The organism is uncultured Maribacter sp., from assembly GCF_963975365.1.
GTDB lineage: Bacteria > Bacteroidota > Bacteroidia > Flavobacteriales > Flavobacteriaceae > Maribacter.
Window position 1 is genome coordinate 99,683 of the sequence record NZ_CAXBGF010000001.1, and the last position, 17,675, is coordinate 117,357.

A 17,675-nucleotide genomic window follows, 5' to 3' on the forward strand; every position below is an offset into this window, starting at 1 on the left:
AGCTGTTATAGATAAAATACACTTGGAGTTTCATCGTGAAAAAACGCATTTAATATGATTTTTCCCACTTAATCCTTGAAACAAAACACATTAACCTAGTTCGGTTAAAATGACAATGCTAAACGTGGTCATTTTTCAGTTTATAAACTGAATTTGGGATTAACTATGCTTATTGCTTATAAAAAAGTTGGGTAAAATAGTAATTACCTTGTTTATCCTTCTTGACACTAATACCGGTATGCGTAAAATCGCCTTCCATTGTTTTCTTATGACTACTACTCGTGTACCAACCTTCAAAAGCATCTATTGCCGATACATAATCTTTGGCTACATTTTCCGCTACCATTTTAACTTCAACTTCAGAGTTTATATTAGTAGCTCTAGAGCTAAAATTATCGTGGCTAATACTGCCTTTAGCAATCATATAATCGGTATGAATGTTGGCGTATTTATAGGCTATATTACTAAATACAAGAGTATTAGTGTTTAAAGTTAACCTGTGTTCATTTACAATGTCCAATAGGTCCTGCTCTATAGTTATAACATTTTCTGCTTCTACAATGGTCGTATCTTCAAGAGAATCGCTTGTACAAGAATTAAGAAAAAGCAATAAAAAGACAGGGACCGCATAAAGCAATCTCATTTTCATATAGTGTCTCTTTTTTGTAGCCTTTAGGCTTAGCGCAGTAGGTAAATAAGACGAGAGCGTTCTAAGTTCTCTATCGAAAGGGGTATCGATAGAGTAATATTATTAAAAAAATATATGCAGTCTAAAAACAATAAAGATTATTCGATGAAGTGTGTAAAAAGTTAGATTAGTGTATTATTCGATTATATTGAAATAGGATCATTTAAAGACTCCTTTGGTAGCATTTCAGTCTTAAGAACGTTTTCAAAAATTAAGGCCCCTATATCCTTAATAGGTTGATATAAAATAGATTGCCTTTTTGTTTCGTCTTCCAGTAGGTTAAATGTATTGTCCATTCTATCAAAAAAAATGAAGACAGCACCCAAAATAATTGCAACCTTTAAGATGCCAAAAATGCCTCCTGCAAATTTATTTAATAGACCTAACATGGCAATATTTGCAACTTTTGTTAATAGTTTACCCGCCAAGTGAACGATTATTATGATAAGTACAAAGGTGATTATAAATGCAATAATACTCATATTATGTTCATCCCATTCTAAGTGTTCAGATAAATAATTTCCTGTGATGTACGAAAAATGAATAGCTCCATAAATACCTGCAATTAATGCAACTATAGAGGCTATTTCCATAAAAAGACCATTTTTTAGACCTTTCCATAAGCCCCAAATTAAAGGTATTCCAAGAAGTATATCTAAAAGCCCCATTCGTGAAGTGTTTTAACAAATATAGAACTTTGATTTGTACCTTTGAAATGTCTAAAGATAAGTACAGCAAGACATAAATAATATGGCAAGGGATATACAATTAAAAGAACGATGGGATTATTTGGTCGAAAAGCTTTCTATAAAGTTTTCGGATGGAGACCCTTTAGAATTAGATGCAATTATATATTTGGTAGGAGTTCAAGAATTAGGACAATACCATAAAAAATATAAGAAAGATGACAAACTAGATTTAATGCATATTGCTATCTGTAGACTATTAGAACCTTACGGGTTTTATGAGTTTAGTTATTTTGATGAAGATGGATGGCCACATTACACCTTCAACGAAGAATTACCTCCTTTAAAGGCTGGCGAGCAAACTGTTCTTATGAAAGAGGCTATTGTAGGTTACTTTTTAGAAAAAGAGTTTATAAAATAAAACCGTAGCCTTTGTTGGCCATTAATTCCCCCGCTATAGGGCCTAGTAATTTTTTTTCATTTAGATTTCAGATTCCTGAAGTGGATTATTTTATCCTTTCATCGGTTTAATTATTTCCTTTTTGAAATAGCTTTTAAATCCGCTATATTTAGAAAAATAACTACACTCAAATGTCAAGGCAATTTATTATATCATTAGATCAAGGAACTACAAGCTCTAGGGCCTTATTGGTAGACCATGCAGGTGCTATTAAAGGAATGGTTCAGAAGGAGTTCAAACAAATTTTTCCAAAATCTGGATGGGTAGAACACGACCCTAAGGAAATATTATCCTCGCAAATGGAAGTTTTGCAAGAACTGTTAAAAAAGGAAAAGGTTAAACCCTCAGAAATACTGGGTATAGGGATAACCAACCAAAGGGAAACTACAGTGGTTTGGGATAAAAATTCTGGAGAGCCAGTCTATAATGCGATTGTTTGGCAAGATAAACGGACAGCTGATATTTGTGAACATCTTAAAAAAATTGGACTTACTGAGCATGTTAAGAAAACGACTGGGCTGGTAATAGATTCTTATTTTTCGGGTACTAAGGTTAAATGGATTTTAGATAACGTAGAAGGCGCAAAGAAGAAAGCTGAAGCGGGAGATTTATTAATGGGGACCATAGATACTTGGTTGGTCTGGAATATGACGAAAGATCATAACCATTATACAGATTATACGAATGCATCTCGAACAATGATTTATGACATTGTTAATTTAAAATGGGACGATAAGATGTTGAAAGCGTTGAGCATTCCTAAAGGGATGCTTCCAGAGGTAAAACCATCGGCAGCTGATTTTGGTAATTTTGAATATGAGGGTGTTAAAATACCTATTGCTGGTATAGCGGGTGATCAACAAGCGGCGCTTTTTGGCCAAGGTTGTTTTAAAAAAGGCTCAGCAAAAAATACTTATGGTACAGGTTGTTTTATGTTGATGAACACAGGAGAAGAACCGCAATTTTCAAATAACGGCCTTTTGACAACGATTGCCTACGGTTTAGATGGTAAGGTGAATTATGCATTGGAAGGGAGTGTTTTTATAGCAGGCGCTGCTATACAATGGTTAAGAGATGGTTTAGAACTAATAGAAGATGCTAAAGAATCTGAAGATTTAGCTAATTCAATTCAAGGTGAGAATCCTGTTTATGTAGTTCCTGCATTTGCGGGTCTTGGCGCTCCATATTGGGATATGTATGCCAGGGGTGCAATCTTTGGATTGACACGTGATACGGGAAAAGCGCATATTGCTAAGGCGACATTAGAATCACTTGCTTATCAGACCAAGGATATTTTAAAAGCTATGGAGGATGATTCGGGTATTCAGTTAAAAAATCTTCGCGTAGATGGTGGTGCATGTGCTAATAATCACTTAATGCAATTTCAGGCTGATATTTTAGATTCTGAAGTTCATAGACCAGAGATTATAGAATCAACAGCAATGGGTGCTGCTTTTTTAGCAGGTATTCAAGTTGGTTTTTGGAAACAGTCTGATATTGATGAAAACAGACCAATGAACCGAATTTTCAAACCTACTTTTGATCGGGTGAAAAGAAAACGATTGTATAAAAAGTGGCAAAAAGCCGTTGAGCGTTGTAAAGGTTGGGAAGAAGATTGATTCTCAAACATTTAAATTTTACAATTAAATAATTTTATTAAGCAAAAATTAGTGAAATGCTACTCCTATCTTTGATGTTGAATCTGGGTTTGTTACTATTTAATAGTCTATTTATTTAGTAAAAACTTTCCTTAATAATTAAATAAACATCTACTGATGAAAAACATAAAATTCACCAATTTAGAACGTCAAAAAACAATCGATTCCTTGGAAGGGGAAATATTTGATTTAGTAGTAATTGGAGGAGGAATAACAGGTGGGGGTATAGCTTTAGATGCTGCATCTCGCGGTTTGAAAATTGCCTTGCTAGAAAAAGGTGATTTCGCTTCGGGTACAAGTAGTAAGTCTACAAAATTAATACATGGTGGTCTTCGCTATTTAAAGCAGTTTGATTTTTGGTTGGTTAAAGAAGTTGGTTCTGAACGTGCTATTGTACACAAACTAGCTCCACATTTGGTGCTGCCCGAAAAAATGTTGTTACCCTTAATTGAAAATGGTTCATATGGTAAATGGCTTACTTCAATTGGTCTTAAGGTGTATGATATTTTGGCGCAAGTAACAGGAGACGATAAACGGAAAATGTTAGAAAAGAAAGAGGCCATGAAATTGGAGCCTCTTTTGCCAAAGAAAATTCTGAACGGCGCAGGTTACTATGCAGAATATAGAACAGATGATGCCCGTTTAACCATTGAGAATATTAAAACAAGTTTACTTTTCGGTGCTCAAGCTTTGAATTATGCTAAGGTAAATGAGTTTATATATGATAAGGATAAGGTTGCAGGTGTAAAGGCTACTGATGAAACTACAGGTAGAGAATTTATCATAAAATCTAAGTTTGTAATCAGTGCAGCTGGTCCTTGGGTTGATGAATTAAGAAGTTTGAATAATTCAAAAAAGGGAAAGCAATTGCATCTTACCAAAGGTGTGCACTTAGTTTTTCCTTATGAGAAACTTCCAGTAAAACAATCTTGTTATTTCGATATACCAGATGGTCGAATGATGTTTGCTATTCCAAGAGGTAAGATTACGTATGTGGGTACCACGGACACCAATTATAATGATAGTAAGGAAAATGTACGTACCGACTTAGCAGATGCTATTTATTTGATTTCTGCTGTAAATAATATGTTTCCAGACATTAATTTAGAGCTGGAAGATATTGTTTCATCATGGGCAGGTCTACGCCCATTAATACACGAGGAAGGCAAATCTGCCTCTGAATTGTCTAGAAAAGATGAAATTTTTGTTTCTGATACTGGATTAATCAGTATTGCTGGCGGTAAATTAACTGGCTATAGAAAAATGGCTGAACGTGTAGTTGATCGCATTGCTAAAAAAATGGAAGAGGAGTATGATACAAAATTAAAGGATTGTTATACAGAAAAGATTTTCCTTTGCGGAAATGATGATTTCAAAAAGTTCAAACACGTAAAAAAATACATCGCTGAAATTTACGAAAGAATAAAAGGGGATAAGTTTACTGAACATGACGCTTGGTTTTTAGTCACCAATTATGGTAAACAAACAGAGATAATTTTAGATAATTACTCAAAAATTGTTGAGAAAGACAAATATGTCCGCTTGGCAAAAGCAGAACTTGCTTTTGGTATCGATTATGAAATGGTGCAGAACCCTATGGATTTCTTTATACGAAGAACAGGAAGATTATATTTTGATATTGATAGTATTAGAACCCTTATGAAACCTATCCTAAAAGAATTCCAAAAGAGATTTGGAGTTTCTGATGAAATAGTTCAAAAGTGGAAAACTAATTTAGAAGTTGAATTAAAGGAACATTCAGATTTTTCGATTAATAGAGATTAATCTAGTTTATCCGTTAAATCAAGAAACACTTTCTTAGGATTTTTGTTTTCGTAAAGTACTTGATATACAGCATCAATAATTGGGGTTTTAACCTTTTTCTTGAAACCTTCTTTTATTGCATAAGCACTTTTTGCTGCATAATAACCTTCGGCAATCATGCTCATTTCCATTTGTGCACTTTTTACGGTATACCCTTTGCCAATCATATTTCCGAACATTCTATTTCTGCTAAAAATAGAATATCCGGTCACTAAAAGGTCTCCTAAATAGGCAGACTTGTTAATGTTTCGGTCAATATTGTGAATTCGCTTGGTGTAGCGTTTCATTTCCCGAATTGCATTGCTCATCAATACGCTTTGAAAATTATCGCCATAACCCAATCCGTGAGCGATACCAGCTGCTATGGCGTAAATATTTTTTAACATGGCAGCGTACTCTGTACCAATAATATCTTTACTGATATTGGTTTTAATATAGTTGCTCGATAAGTTTTTAGCAATTAATTGAGCCTTGTCCTTATCGGCACATGCAATAGTCAAATATGAAAGCCTTTCCATAGCAACTTCTTCAGCATGGCATGGTCCGGTTATAACCCCTATATTTTCAAAAGGAATTTTATAGATTTCATGAAAATGTTCGCCAACAATTAAACCAGATTCTGGCACTATACCCTTAATTGCAGAAAATATAATTTTATCTTTTAGAGGAGATTTAAGTTTTTTTAATTCGCTGACCAAAAATGCAGATGGAACTGCAAATATTAAAACATCCGCAAAATTTACGGCATCGTTAATATCATCTGTCAAGAATAATTGCTCAGTTTTAAATTCAACAGAAGTCAGATAATTTGGATTATGCTTTTGAGTTTTTATATGTTCTATAGCATCTGAATTACGCATGTACCAACCTACCATTTCTTGGTTGTTGGTCAACATCTTTACAATTGCCGTTGCCCAGCTACCACCACCTAATACTGCAAACTTCGTATCCTTTTCCATGGTACAAATTTACCAATAATTTGTGTGCTCATCATTAGCTATGTATCAGTGTTTTATAAATTTTGGCATGGTGATTGTTTCTGTGATAGTGATCTTTAAATAAAATCATATGAAAACAATAAAACTACTTACAGGGTATTTTCTTTTGGTCACACTAATGATTTCTTGTTATGCAGATATAATCATAGAAGATGATTTTATTGAAGAATCAGCTTTTAATACAGATCAAGTTTTACAGAGTTTTGATTTATGGTATATAGACATAAATGCGACTCAAGGTAATGGTGAGGTTCCTTTTTTACAAAGAGCTTTTACCGTTTCATTTGATAGAGGTGTGCTTTACGCCAATAATAATATCGTTGGAATAGGTAAAACGGGAGGCGGTTATGGTATAGATGTTGGAACATATGGCACATTAAGGGGTATTGTAGATATAGATCATGATGTTGATGGCCTTTGGGCTTTAGAAGTGTTCGCTATAAATAGAAATACAATAGAACTATATGATGCCAGAAGTGATACCTCTTATTTTCTAAAAGGATATCAAACAAATACATTCGACTATGATATGGTTTTCTATGATAACATTAATTACTTCATACAAGAGTATGATGCATGGGAGAAAATATACACGAGTGAAGCCGGTGCTTTAAATGATTTTGATAATGAGAATTATGTACAGTTTTTATCAAATTTTTTCAAATCGTCCTTAGACATGCCCGGTACAAATATTTCAAATTTAAAGTGGGATTTTGAAGGAGAATATGAAGTGTATGATGTGCATGGCGATAATACTTTAAAAGCCTTGACCTTAGACTATGATTTCTTTAGTGATGATTATTTTGAATTATACGTAATTAACGATAGTACCATAGAATTATATCACCCAGATAGTGGAACTACCTATGAATTTAGAGGTAGGGGTTATCAAGAATATTTAAAGTCTGGAAAAGGTGTTGAGATTAAAAAAAGAATTAAATCTTCGAACCCTACAATGAATGTAAAAAGGAAAAAGTTAAAATAGTTTTAGGTTAGTTGATTTGAAAAATGCCCTTTTTTTAAAGAAGGGCATTTTTTTTTAATCTTATCGTAAGACTTTGAAATAATTTAACTTAATATCATCTAATCCTTTTTCATCAAAAGGATATTCTAAATCATCTTGAATATTATAAAGTGAAATAAGAATAAACTCAGTAAGTATTACCACAAAATAAACAGCTATATGATTATAATTTTTTCCAATTTCTGATATAATAGTAGGCGCATAAATTAGCGGAAAAATGTATATAAAAACTTCACAGTAAGCCTTTAAGCTTACTGGGGTTCTATGTACATGAATACCATTCAAATTATCAATGGCCTCGTGTAAGTCACACAAATATTTAAACAGTTTATCCTTTAAACCTTTAGGGATAGTCTCTCTTCTAGAATGAATAAATTCATATATCTTGTCAACTTCCTCATCTAAATCTTTTATGCTGCTTTGTTGACTTTTAAGATGCAACAAAGTTTTATCCTCTATGTTTTCCAAAAGATGTTTTAAAATTGCCTCCTCCTCCTCTAATAAAGTACTGGTCGTAATAAAATAATACAGGGTTTTCATTGCACTACGGTACTGGCTTAAATGTTCCAATGCCTTTTCCCGCCTTCTAAAAGAACCTCTAATGGTAAATACTAAGGGGAAAATAATGGCAATACTTAGCAGGGTTAAATCAACTTTGAAGAAAATCTCAAAATGATAACAAAGAAAAACAGAGGCAAAGGAAATTACCATTACCAATAGCGTCTTGTAATTTAAGGAAGAGAGATAGCGTTTAATAACTTAATTTTTAATACTTTAAGTGTAAAGTTAATTGATTATGGGAAAGATGCAAACTAATTTAGGACTCCTTACTATTTGCGTTTTTTTATCTATGTTATGTTTTGGTCAAAAAGATAACAATAGCAAAAAGTTAGGTAAAGTCTCAAAACTATTTAGTACTGAAGATGTACTTGAAGTTCAAATGGCCTATAGTAATCGAGATCTTAAAAAACTCACCAATGATAGTACCTATATAGATGTGAATCTTACATATTTAGATAAAGACTCACTAAGTTCTTTACCTGTAAGGGTTCGGGCAAGAGGTAATTTTAGGAGAAAGAACTGTTATTTTTCACCGGTCAAAATGAGATTAAAAAAAGAATATACGAAAAAGACATTATTTAAAGGGAATAAGGAATTGAAATTGGTTCTGCCATGTTTAAAAGAGAAGAATGCCAACGATTATATCATAAAGGAGTTATTAGCGTATAAACTCTATGAGGTTGTTTCTCCTTATCATTTTAAGACCCGGCTTTTAGATTTTACTCTTAGCGAACCAAAAGGGGAAAAAGTACAAAAGCATAGAATTAGAGCTTTTTTTATTGAGGATATTGATGAATTGGAAGAGCGTTTTGGTGGTAAAACGATGAAAAGAAATGTACATCCGTTACAACAAGATTCATTAACCTCAATACGAAATAGTTTTTTTCAATATATGATTGGCAATACGGATTTCTCTACGGGCTACCAACATAATGAAAAGTTATTGTTTTTGAATGGTTATTCTATCCCCATACCTTATGATTTTGATATGTCTGGATTGTGCGATGTTAGTTATTCTGTTGTCTCTCAAATAGATGGCTTGGTGTTGCCATTAGAATCGGTGACACAACGCTTGTATAGAGGTTTTCAAAGGTCGGATACTACAATGGAATTAATAAGGGACGAATTTATGCAAAATCAGGAAAATATGATGGCAATAATTGAAGATCATAAGTCTTACTTTGAAGATGAAGCCGAATTTCAAAGAAGTGAAAAATATATTTTAGGGTTCTTCAATATTATATCGAATCCTGCCAAATTCAAATCAGAAATATTGGATAAAAGTAGGTTGAGATAAATATTAAAATTAGTTTTCAAAAAGCTCGGACAAGGGTTTTCCCTGTGAAGAACTTGGTAGGGGAATGTTTAGAAACATAGACAAGCTAGGGGCAATGTCTATTGGATTCACCGCTTTAACAGATTCACCGCTCTTAATACCTTTGCCAATCCAAATAAGGGGTACATGTGTATCATACGAATAACCAGACCCATGTACGGTGCCATTGACCATTTCAACATCAATATTGGGATTTGGATGGATTATGGTACCAGAGGAATAGCTTATTATTACATCACCAGATCTTTTTACATAATAACCATTTTGAATGGTTTTTCGTATTCCTTCCTCATAAACGTAGGTTTGAAGGTCATCTGCGGTAAGTGCAAAAGAAACTTCTGGTAAGGTCATTAAGTAATCTGCAGCCTCTTTTTGAATTATTGGTAAGGTTAACTTTTGTTCGTCAATAGTAACTTTATTTAAATACAAGTTATTGCCATTCACAGCAGTTATCCATGAGGCTTTCCCATACTTCGTATCTAAAAATGCTTCTAAGTTTCTTGCATCACTAGTAGTTCGTGCAATAGCAGCATCTAACTTGTGATTTTTTAAAAACGACACGTTTTCCATAGCTCCATGGTCTGCGGTAAGGAATAAGGTGTAGTTTTCCTTTCCTATTTTCGTGTCCAATGCCTTTAAAAGTGTAGCGATTTCGTTATCTAATCTTAAATAGATATCCTCCATCTCCACAGATTGTGGTCCAAAAGTATGCCCAATAACATCTGGCACAGAATAGCTAACATTCAAAAAATCGGTGTACTTATCTTTTCCTAATTTTTCTTCCTGTATTGCCGTAATGGCAAATTCTGTAAGTAAAGTGTTTCCTTTTGGGGAAATCCATAATAATTGAAATTCACTTCCCATATCTCTATACGTTTCTCTCATAGTCTTAAAATTGTAAGGAAATGTTGGGCTGATTTTTCCGCCTAGTGAAGGTTCATATGTAGTGTCGTCTGGCGTGCTTAATGTATATGTTTCAATTGGGTAAAGGGTATTCCAAGTTTCGTTTAAATAGGCGTCTGATTTCTCCTGTTGATTAAACTTATTGACCCAATTAGGTAGGGTTTCCATATAAAAACTACTGCTTACAAAATAGCCAGGGCTTGATTCCCAATCATGCCAATAAACACCATCTGCAGATTTTCCGCCTGGTAAAATAGCTCCCCTATCTTTGATGGATACGCTTATTACTTTTGATTTAAAATTGCTTATTTTTTTTAATTCATCAGTTATGGTTGATGCCATTAACTTATTGGGGGATACTCCATATGGGTTGTCCTTTGCAGCTCCAACTATTTTTTCTTGTTGATCAGACACATTTTCTTCTACTGAATTGGTTTCTCTGTCAAACCAAGAATTACCGATTATACCATGATAAGAAGGGGTGGTTCCGGTATAAATTGAAGCATGTCCTGGTGCAGTTTCCGCGGGAATATAATTAACATTTGCGTTTTTATAATTGAATCCATTGCGTATTAATCTTTTGAACCCATCTTCGCCATACCTTTCCTGATATTTATACAGATAGTCTGCTCTCATTTGATCAATAATAACTCCAACCACCAATTTAGGGTTTGAATCATCTTGTGCTTTGGTTTGAAAAAAAGACAAAGAAACCAATAGAATTGTGGATATCGATAAAAGTTTAAAAGATTTTTTTTGCATAAGATTTATTGTTTCTAGTTCGTTTGTTCCCAATCTTTTCAAAAACTTTCTGTATCTAATTATTTAGTTAATATTAGAGCGTAATCGTTTTCTAAATGCCGAAGGATTCTCACCTGTAACTTTCTTAAACGTTCTGTTGAAATAAGACAAACTTTCAAATCCGCATTCAAAGCATGTTTCACTAACATTTTTGCCAGTAAGTAACATACGTTTAGATTGGCTGATACGATATTGATTTAAAAACTCTATAAAAGTACTGCCTGTGGCTTTTTTAAAATAGCGGCAAAAAGCTGGTTTTGTCAAATTACAAAATTTTGCAACTTCATCTACAGAAATTTTACCTTGATATCGTTCATCGATTAAGGCGTAAATGTCACGAATACGGCTTTGCTCTTTTTTGCTATACCTATTTTTATAAGGCTTTTTATGTAATAGTTCAAACTCATTGCTTTGAGACAATCTTTTAAGAATACTCATGATGGCCATGAAATATTCAAAAGGTTTTAAAGTGTGAAGTTCTTTTAATAATTCGCCAACAACTCTTTTCGTTTCTCCATGAAATGCAAGTCCATATCTCGATAGGTCTAGTAACCGGTTCAGGCTTTGCAATTCTGGTATTGGCTCAACAAATGTGTTTTTAAATGAAGGTTTAATATGTAAGACTTCTTCTCTGTAAAAAGTCTTCACTCCGTAGTCAAAATTTAAGTGAGGAATGTTTGAACCTATAAGAACAAGGTCGGTTTCTTCATATTCAGAAATATGGTCGCCAACATGTCGTGTCCCACTTGCACCTTCTATATAGACCAACTCATATTCTGGGTGAAAATGCCAGTAAAAAAGATGACTCAATTTAGGGTCATGTAAAAGCCTAAACGGACTTTTACTTAATGGGTCAATGGTTTCTAGTTCAATTTTCATTGAATAAATGTAACAAAATTGCATATATGTAGATTACATTTTGGTGGATTAAAATCAATATTGTTCAAATAGTGGTCAATATTAAGGTGGTTCAAATATCTAATACTCAATAGTTTTGTCTAACAAGTTAAAATATCAAACCATGCAACAGACAAATATTAAAGTAGCGCAAGGAAATAATGCGCATAACGATATACCGGGAAATCCATCTACTGCGACAAGTAGCAAACAAAAATTGAATGATCGTTCTAATGGTCTCCCTTTAAGCGTGCTGAGTGAAGAGGATTGGCAATTTTGGGTAGAGAATGGTTACATAGTTATAAAAAGTGCTATATCTAAAGAACAAGCAAAACGTACAGCCGATTTTCTTTGGGAGTTTGATGAAAAGAGTCCGACAGATAAATCAACATGGTATGCCCCGCCACGTGCAGAGATGAAAATGAAAGAATTGACAGGAACAGGAATGGTTGAGGTGTATAACCATCAATATCTATGGAATAATAGACAGACGCAAAAAATATATGATGCCTTTGTAGATGTTTGGGGAACAGAAAAATTGTGGGTTACCATTGACCGGGCTAATCTTAATTTTCCATTACCACCCGGTGTCGATAAAAAAGGATTTATCCACTGGGATTATGATCCGGAAACTAAGCCACAAAATGTACAAGGTGTATTGGCGCTAGCTGATCAGGATGATGAGAATATGGGCGGGTTTCAATGTATACCTTGGTTATACCGTAATTATGATTCATGGAAACTAACACAGCCGGAAGATAGAGACCGTTTTCAACCTAGTTTGAATGGTTTACAAGACAAAATTATAAAGGTTAAAATGCAGGCAGGTGATTTGTTGATTTTCAACAGCACTGAGCCACATGGTATTCGCCCCAACAAATCGAAAGATAAGGTGCGTATAGCACAATACATTTCTATGATGCCAGCAGAGCCAGAAAATAAAGAACTTAAAAACTGGCGCATTAATTCATGGAAAAATAGGATTGCACCTGAGGGTTATGCATTTCCTGGAGATCCACGAAATTGGGAACAGACCAAATATGATACCGCTGAATTGAGTGATTTAGGGGAGCGTTTACTTGGTTTAAAAGACTGGTAGAATTTACAATACAGTTACAAAAGTCATACAACCAATCAAACCAAATATTTTATGTTTTCAACCTTAAGTTTTTTAGATATTGCCATTATAGTTATCTATTTTGGAATTATATTATGGATTGCCCATTGGGCGTCAAAAAACAAATCAGAATCAGGAGGCGCTGTTGATTATTTTTTAGCCGGAAGAAACTCAGGATGGTTGGTTATAGGAGCCTCACTTTTTGCTTCAAATATCGGATCAGAGATTATCTTAGGCGTTTCAGGAGCTGGGGCACGGGGTAATATGCCAATGGCCAACTTTGAAATTATAGCATCGCTGGTATTAATACTTTTAGGCTGGGTATTTGTTCCTTTTTATCTTCGAACGGGAGTATATACAATGCCCGAGTTTCTTGAAAAAAGGTATTCTAAGGCCTGCCGTAGTTATCTTTCGGTTATTTCGATTTTAGCTTATGTGATTACAAAAATTTCGTTAATCATATTTGCAGGGGCCTTGGTTTTTGAAACTATTGGAATCCCTTTTTGGACCGGCGCTATAATTACTGTAGTTGCAACTGGTTTCTACACGGTATTGGGCGGTCTAAAGGCTGTTATCTATACCGATATGGTACAAGCGTTTATATTATTAATTGGCACCATTGCGGTTACCGCATTCGGTTTATATGCTTTAGGTGGATGGGATCATATGATTGATGTTATTACTACTGCATCTGCCAAAGAAGGGAACCCACCTACAGAGCAGTTTTTTAATCTATGGAGACCCATGGTTGATACGGAATACCCTTGGACGGGTATGCTCTTCGGTGCTCCAATCTTAGGGGTTTGGTACTGGTGTACAGATCAATACATTGTGCAGCGTACACTCTCTGCAAAAGATATCAACAACGCAAGAAAGGGAGCCTTATTTGCTGGGTATTTGAAATTACTTCCTGTTTTTATATTTTTTATTCCGGGTGTGATCGCATATGCTTTATTGCAAGAAGGCGCTATTGATTTTTCAATGGAAAATGCAGATCAAGCTCTTCCTGCAATGATAAATGGATTTTTACCCTCAGGCTTGAAAGGTTTGGCCATAGCCGGACTATTGGCTGCATTAATGAGTTCGCTTTCATCTGCGTTTAATTCAAGTTCCACGTTATTGACAATCGATTTTTATCAAAAGTATAAGCCTATGGCTACTCAAAAAGATCTTGTTAGTTTTGGGCGTATTGCTACTGTTGTTTTAGTTATTGTAAGCCTTGGTTGGATTCCTTTTATGAAATCATTAATGGGTGGGGGTATTTTTCACTATCTACAAAGTGTGCAAGCCTATATCTCACCACCAATTGCTGCGGTTTTTCTCTTTGGATTATTTTATAAATGGATAAATGCAAAAGGAGCTATTGTGTCTTTATGGGTAGGATTTGCAATTGGAGTTTTTAGGCTAGTAGCAGAGTTTTTATGTAATGAAGGTACTATTCAAGTAAACGAAGGGTCTTTTTTAGGTGTATTTTTAGGTGTTAATTTCTTACACTTTGCACTATTCTTGTTCATTTTGTGTGCGGTGATATTAATGCTAGTAAGTAAAATGGGTCAGCCACAACCTGCTGCAATGTTAGAACTAGTAACATTTCAGAGGCGTTCAGAACGGCCAAAAGTTAAATGGTCTTCTGATGCAACGTTAACTGTAATTTTAATAGGTCTTGTACTTGTTTTATGGTGGTTGTTTAGTACATGGGGAATAGCGAAATAGAATAGATTAAAAAAAATGGATTTAAAAATACAAGGGAAAATAGCTTTCATAACAGGGTCAACTGCTGGTATAGGTTATGCTACGGCCAAAGCTTTAGCTAGAGAAGGGGCAAATGTTATTCTTAATGGTAGAACTAAAAGCAAACTGCAAGAAGCAGTACAAAAATTGCAAAGAGAATTTCCCAATAATACTATTTCAGGACTATGTATTGATTTCAGGAATACAAAGCAGATAGAAGAGCAATTGGGCAGACTTCCTGAGATTGATATTCTTGTCAATAATGTGGGTATCTATTCATCAGCGTCTTTCTTTGAAACGAATGATACAGATTGGCAGCAACAGTTTGAAGTCAATGTAATGAGTGGAGTACGCCTTTCTAAAAGAATACTACCCAAAATGTTGACTAAGAATTGGGGCCGTATCTTATTTGTTTCAAGTGAATGTGCCACTTTGGTACCTACAGATTTGATTCCCTATAGCATGACTAAAGCTGCAATTCTAGCTGTATCTAGAGGTTTAGCGCAACTCACTAAAGGGACTGGTGTAACTGTAAATACGATAATTCCGGGGTCTACTTTGTCTGAAGGAGCAGAGCAGTTCTTAGAAAATGCCGCTCAAAAAGAAGGAAAGACAAAAGCTCAAATTGAAACCTCTTTTTTTACCGATGTGAGAAACTCTTCACTATTGCAAAGATTTGCTAAGGTTGAGGAAATTGCAAATACGATTACCTACATGGCAAGTCCTCTTTCTTCTGCAACCAATGGTGCGGCTATTAAGGTAGATGGAGGTAGTATGGGGGGGATTCTTTAATTACCTCATTTTGAAGATTAATAATTTAAGATAGAAACATCTTAAAAAAAGGATGGTCATCTTTTTAATCATTGTTATTCTAGAGCTATACTATCAATATAATATTAATAAAGAAATTGAACTCCAAAAACAAACCAGTAAAATGAAAAAACTGAATAAAAACCTGTTAAGGCATATTGTGATTTTTAAATTCAACGATGACGCTAGTGAAGCAGATGTACAAAAGTTAAATGACAATTTTAATGAACTACCAGATCATATTTCAGTAATTAAAGATTTTGAATGGGGCTTAAATGATAGTCCTGAAAATTTTCATCAAGATTTTACCCATTGTTATATGATTACGTTTAATTCAAAAAAAGATAGGGATACCATATATACTCCACATCTAAAACATCAAGAGTTTGTAGCTAGTCTAAAGCCCCATTTAGAAAAGGTATTTGTAGTGGACTATTGGGCAAATTGAGTTTTTGACTAATTGAGATTGTATTTAATGGGGTTTTTCTAGTAATTGATTCTTTTGCAGAACAATAAGCATTAAATTTGCGCCCTTTAAAAGCAAAGGTACATGGCGAAGATTTTTAATTTATTCGATTTCAAACAAAAAGTAGATTATAAGACAGAAATACTTTCTGGACTTACAGTAGCATTGGCTTTAGTGCCCGAAGCTATTGCATTTGCCCTTATACCTGGTTTTTCGCCATTAACAGGACTATATGCTGCCTTTGTACTTGCCTTGATCACTTCAATTTTTGGAGGTAGACCAGGAATGATTTCTGGGGCAACAGGTGCTGTTGCCGTAATTTTTATAGGGTTGATATTAGAATTGAAACGCAATTTTCCAGGTATTGAACCTGAAACTATATTGAATTATGTTTTTGCTACAGTTATAATAGCCGGTGTATTGCAAATATTAGCGGGAGTTTTAAAGCTTGGAAAATTTATACGTTTAGTACCGCATCCGGTAATGTTCGGTTTTGTAAATGGTTTGGCGATTATCATATTTATGGCACAATTTCCTAACTTCTATCAGAAAGGCACCGACAGTTTATTGACGGGTATGAATATGGCCATGATGTTAGGTCTTACCCTACTTACAATGCTTATTATTTGGGGGTTACCTAAATTAACTAAAGCTATACCATCCTCATTGGTAGCTATCATTGTAGTTTCGGCGATTGTAATTGGGTTTGGAATTGATACCTTAACCGTTGCTGATACAATGAGAGAAGGTGAATCGATAAAAGGTGGGTTTCCACCATTATCCATTCCACAGGTACCATTAGCATTTGAAACTTTTAAAATCATATTTCCGTTTGCAGCCATAGTTGCCGGTGTTGGTTTAATTGAAAGTTTGCTGACATTGAACATAATAGACGAGATTACCGAAACAAGAGGTAATAGTAATAGGGAATGTATAGCACAGGGTTCGGCGAATATACTTTCCGGATTTTTATCAGGAATGGGCGGTTGCGCAATGATCGGTCAAAGTTTAATTAATACATCTTCAGGGGCTAGAGCAAGATTGTCTGGTATAACTGCAGCAGTAATGTTGTTGGTGTTTATTATGTTTGGTTCTAGTGTAATTGAACGTTTGCCTATGGCTGCATTGGTCGGATTAATGTTTATGGTTGCCATTGGTACGTTTGAGTGGGCTAGTTTTAAAACTTTTCGAAAAATGCCAAATTCAGATGTTGTTGTAATGATTTTGGTAACCTTAATTACTGCAGTAACACACAATTTAGCCGTTGCAGTACTTTTAGGTGTTGTTATATCTGCACTAGCCTATTCTTGGGAAAATGCGAAGAGGATACGGGCAAGAAAACATATCGACGAAAATGGAGTAAAACATTACGAGATCTACGGGCCTTTATTTTTTGGATCTACAACACTTTTTAGTGAAAAGTTCGACGTTGTAAATGATCCAAATGAAATTATAATAGATTTTCAAGAGAGTAGGGTTGCCGATATGAGTGGTATTGAGGCCTTAAATAAGATTACGGAAAGGTATGCCAAGGTTGGCAAGAAAGTTCATTTGCGCCATTTAAGTAAAGATTGTATTCGTTTACTGGAGAACGCAGAAGAAATAATTGATGTAAACGTCATGGAAGATCCTACCTACAAGGTAATGGTTGATAAACCTAAATCTGGAAATAAGGATACCAAAAATCCGTTTAAGCTATGGGGGCTTTAGGGTTA

The 17,675-nt window shown here is 34.5% G+C and carries 16 protein-coding genes; 10 read left to right on the forward strand and 6 right to left on the reverse strand.

The genetic code is table 11. The annotated features are described in order from the left end of the window. Positions 1-169 precede the first annotated feature (169 nt). Together AACZ49_RS00450 and AACZ49_RS00455 are read right to left on the reverse strand one after the other, a co-directional pair. On the reverse strand, positions 170-649 hold the full coding sequence (locus tag AACZ49_RS00450; protein WP_339650484.1) for a CAP domain-containing protein: 480 nt from the start codon (positions 647-649) through the stop codon (positions 170-172). 182 nt (positions 650-831) lie between these two features. Then, on the reverse strand, positions 832-1,356 hold the full coding sequence (locus tag AACZ49_RS00455; RefSeq protein ID WP_339650485.1) for a CvpA family protein: 525 nt from the start codon (positions 1,354-1,356) through the stop codon (positions 832-834). 82 nt (positions 1,357-1,438) lie between these two features. On the opposite strand from AACZ49_RS00455, the gene AACZ49_RS00460 reads away from it, so the two are divergent. The 3 genes from AACZ49_RS00460 (at position 1,439) to AACZ49_RS00470 (ending at position 5,277) form a co-directional block, all read left to right on the forward strand. Then, complete coding sequence (locus AACZ49_RS00460) at positions 1,439-1,795, forward strand: hypothetical protein (protein WP_339650486.1); 357 nt, start codon at positions 1,439-1,441, stop codon at positions 1,793-1,795. A gap of 170 nt (positions 1,796-1,965) precedes the next feature. Beyond that, entirely contained in the window at positions 1,966-3,453 is a 1,488-nt protein-coding gene (gene glpK / locus AACZ49_RS00465; protein WP_339650488.1) for a glycerol kinase GlpK, read from the forward strand. Positions 3,454-3,609: 156 nt separating this feature from the next. Further along, entirely contained in the window at positions 3,610-5,277 is a 1,668-nt protein-coding gene (locus tag AACZ49_RS00470; RefSeq protein ID WP_339650490.1) for a glycerol-3-phosphate dehydrogenase/oxidase, read from the forward strand. On the opposite strand, the gene AACZ49_RS00475 is transcribed toward AACZ49_RS00470, so the two are convergent. Continuing rightward, the gene (locus AACZ49_RS00475; protein WP_339650492.1) at positions 5,274-6,275 is read right to left on the reverse strand and encodes an NAD(P)H-dependent glycerol-3-phosphate dehydrogenase; all 1,002 of its coding nucleotides are present in this window, start codon (positions 6,273-6,275) and stop codon (positions 5,274-5,276) included. The two genes, AACZ49_RS00470 and AACZ49_RS00475, sit on opposite strands and share 4 nt — an antisense overlap. 109 nt (positions 6,276-6,384) lie before the next feature. Between AACZ49_RS00475 and AACZ49_RS00480 the strand changes: the two genes are divergently transcribed. Next, positions 6,385-7,299, forward strand: coding sequence for a nicotinic acid mononucleotide adenyltransferase (locus tag AACZ49_RS00480; protein WP_339650494.1), 915 nt, complete (start codon positions 6,385-6,387; stop codon positions 7,297-7,299). Between the two features lie 60 nt (positions 7,300-7,359). Here AACZ49_RS00480 and AACZ49_RS00485 read toward each other — a convergent pair whose 3' ends face one another. Beyond that, positions 7,360-8,049: a hypothetical protein gene (locus AACZ49_RS00485; protein WP_339650496.1), complete on the reverse strand. Its 690-nt coding sequence runs from the start codon at positions 8,047-8,049 to the stop codon at positions 7,360-7,362. 85 nt (positions 8,050-8,134) lie between these two features. Between AACZ49_RS00485 and AACZ49_RS00490 the strand changes: the two genes are divergently transcribed. Then, positions 8,135-9,196 (forward strand): hypothetical protein, encoded by a 1,062-nt coding sequence (locus tag AACZ49_RS00490; protein WP_339650498.1) that lies wholly within the window; start codon positions 8,135-8,137, stop codon positions 9,194-9,196. A gap of 9 nt (positions 9,197-9,205) precedes the next feature. Here the strand turns inward: AACZ49_RS00490 and pafA are convergent, their stop codons facing one another. Both pafA and AACZ49_RS00500 read right to left on the reverse strand, forming a co-directional pair. Beyond that, on the reverse strand, positions 9,206-10,900 hold the full coding sequence (gene pafA, locus AACZ49_RS00495) for an alkaline phosphatase PafA (protein ID WP_339650500.1): 1,695 nt from the start codon (positions 10,898-10,900) through the stop codon (positions 9,206-9,208). A gap of 63 nt (positions 10,901-10,963) precedes the next feature. Then, the gene (locus AACZ49_RS00500) at positions 10,964-11,818 is read right to left on the reverse strand and encodes an AraC family transcriptional regulator (protein ID WP_339650501.1); all 855 of its coding nucleotides are present in this window, start codon (positions 11,816-11,818) and stop codon (positions 10,964-10,966) included. A gap of 142 nt (positions 11,819-11,960) precedes the next feature. Here AACZ49_RS00500 and AACZ49_RS00505 point away from each other — a divergent pair, with 142 nt between their 5' ends. The 5 genes from AACZ49_RS00505 to AACZ49_RS00525 all read left to right on the forward strand — a co-directional run bounded on the left by AACZ49_RS00505 (position 11,961) and on the right by AACZ49_RS00525 (position 17,670). Further along, the gene (locus AACZ49_RS00505) at positions 11,961-12,935 is read left to right on the forward strand and encodes a phytanoyl-CoA dioxygenase family protein (RefSeq protein ID WP_339650503.1); all 975 of its coding nucleotides are present in this window, start codon (positions 11,961-11,963) and stop codon (positions 12,933-12,935) included. Positions 12,936-12,986: 51 nt separating this feature from the next. After that, positions 12,987-14,666, forward strand: coding sequence for a sodium:solute symporter (locus AACZ49_RS00510; RefSeq protein ID WP_339650505.1), 1,680 nt, complete (start codon positions 12,987-12,989; stop codon positions 14,664-14,666). A gap of 15 nt (positions 14,667-14,681) precedes the next feature. Beyond that, positions 14,682-15,476: an SDR family oxidoreductase gene (locus AACZ49_RS00515; protein WP_339650507.1), complete on the forward strand. Its 795-nt coding sequence runs from the start codon at positions 14,682-14,684 to the stop codon at positions 15,474-15,476. A gap of 142 nt (positions 15,477-15,618) precedes the next feature. Further along, a complete protein-coding gene (locus AACZ49_RS00520) occupies positions 15,619-15,942 on the forward strand; it encodes a Dabb family protein (protein ID WP_339650509.1) in 324 nt (107 codons plus the stop codon). Positions 15,943-16,044: 102 nt separating this feature from the next. Continuing rightward, positions 16,045-17,670: a SulP family inorganic anion transporter gene (locus AACZ49_RS00525; RefSeq protein WP_339650511.1), complete on the forward strand. Its 1,626-nt coding sequence runs from the start codon at positions 16,045-16,047 to the stop codon at positions 17,668-17,670. The last annotated feature ends 5 nt before the right edge of the window (positions 17,671-17,675 follow it).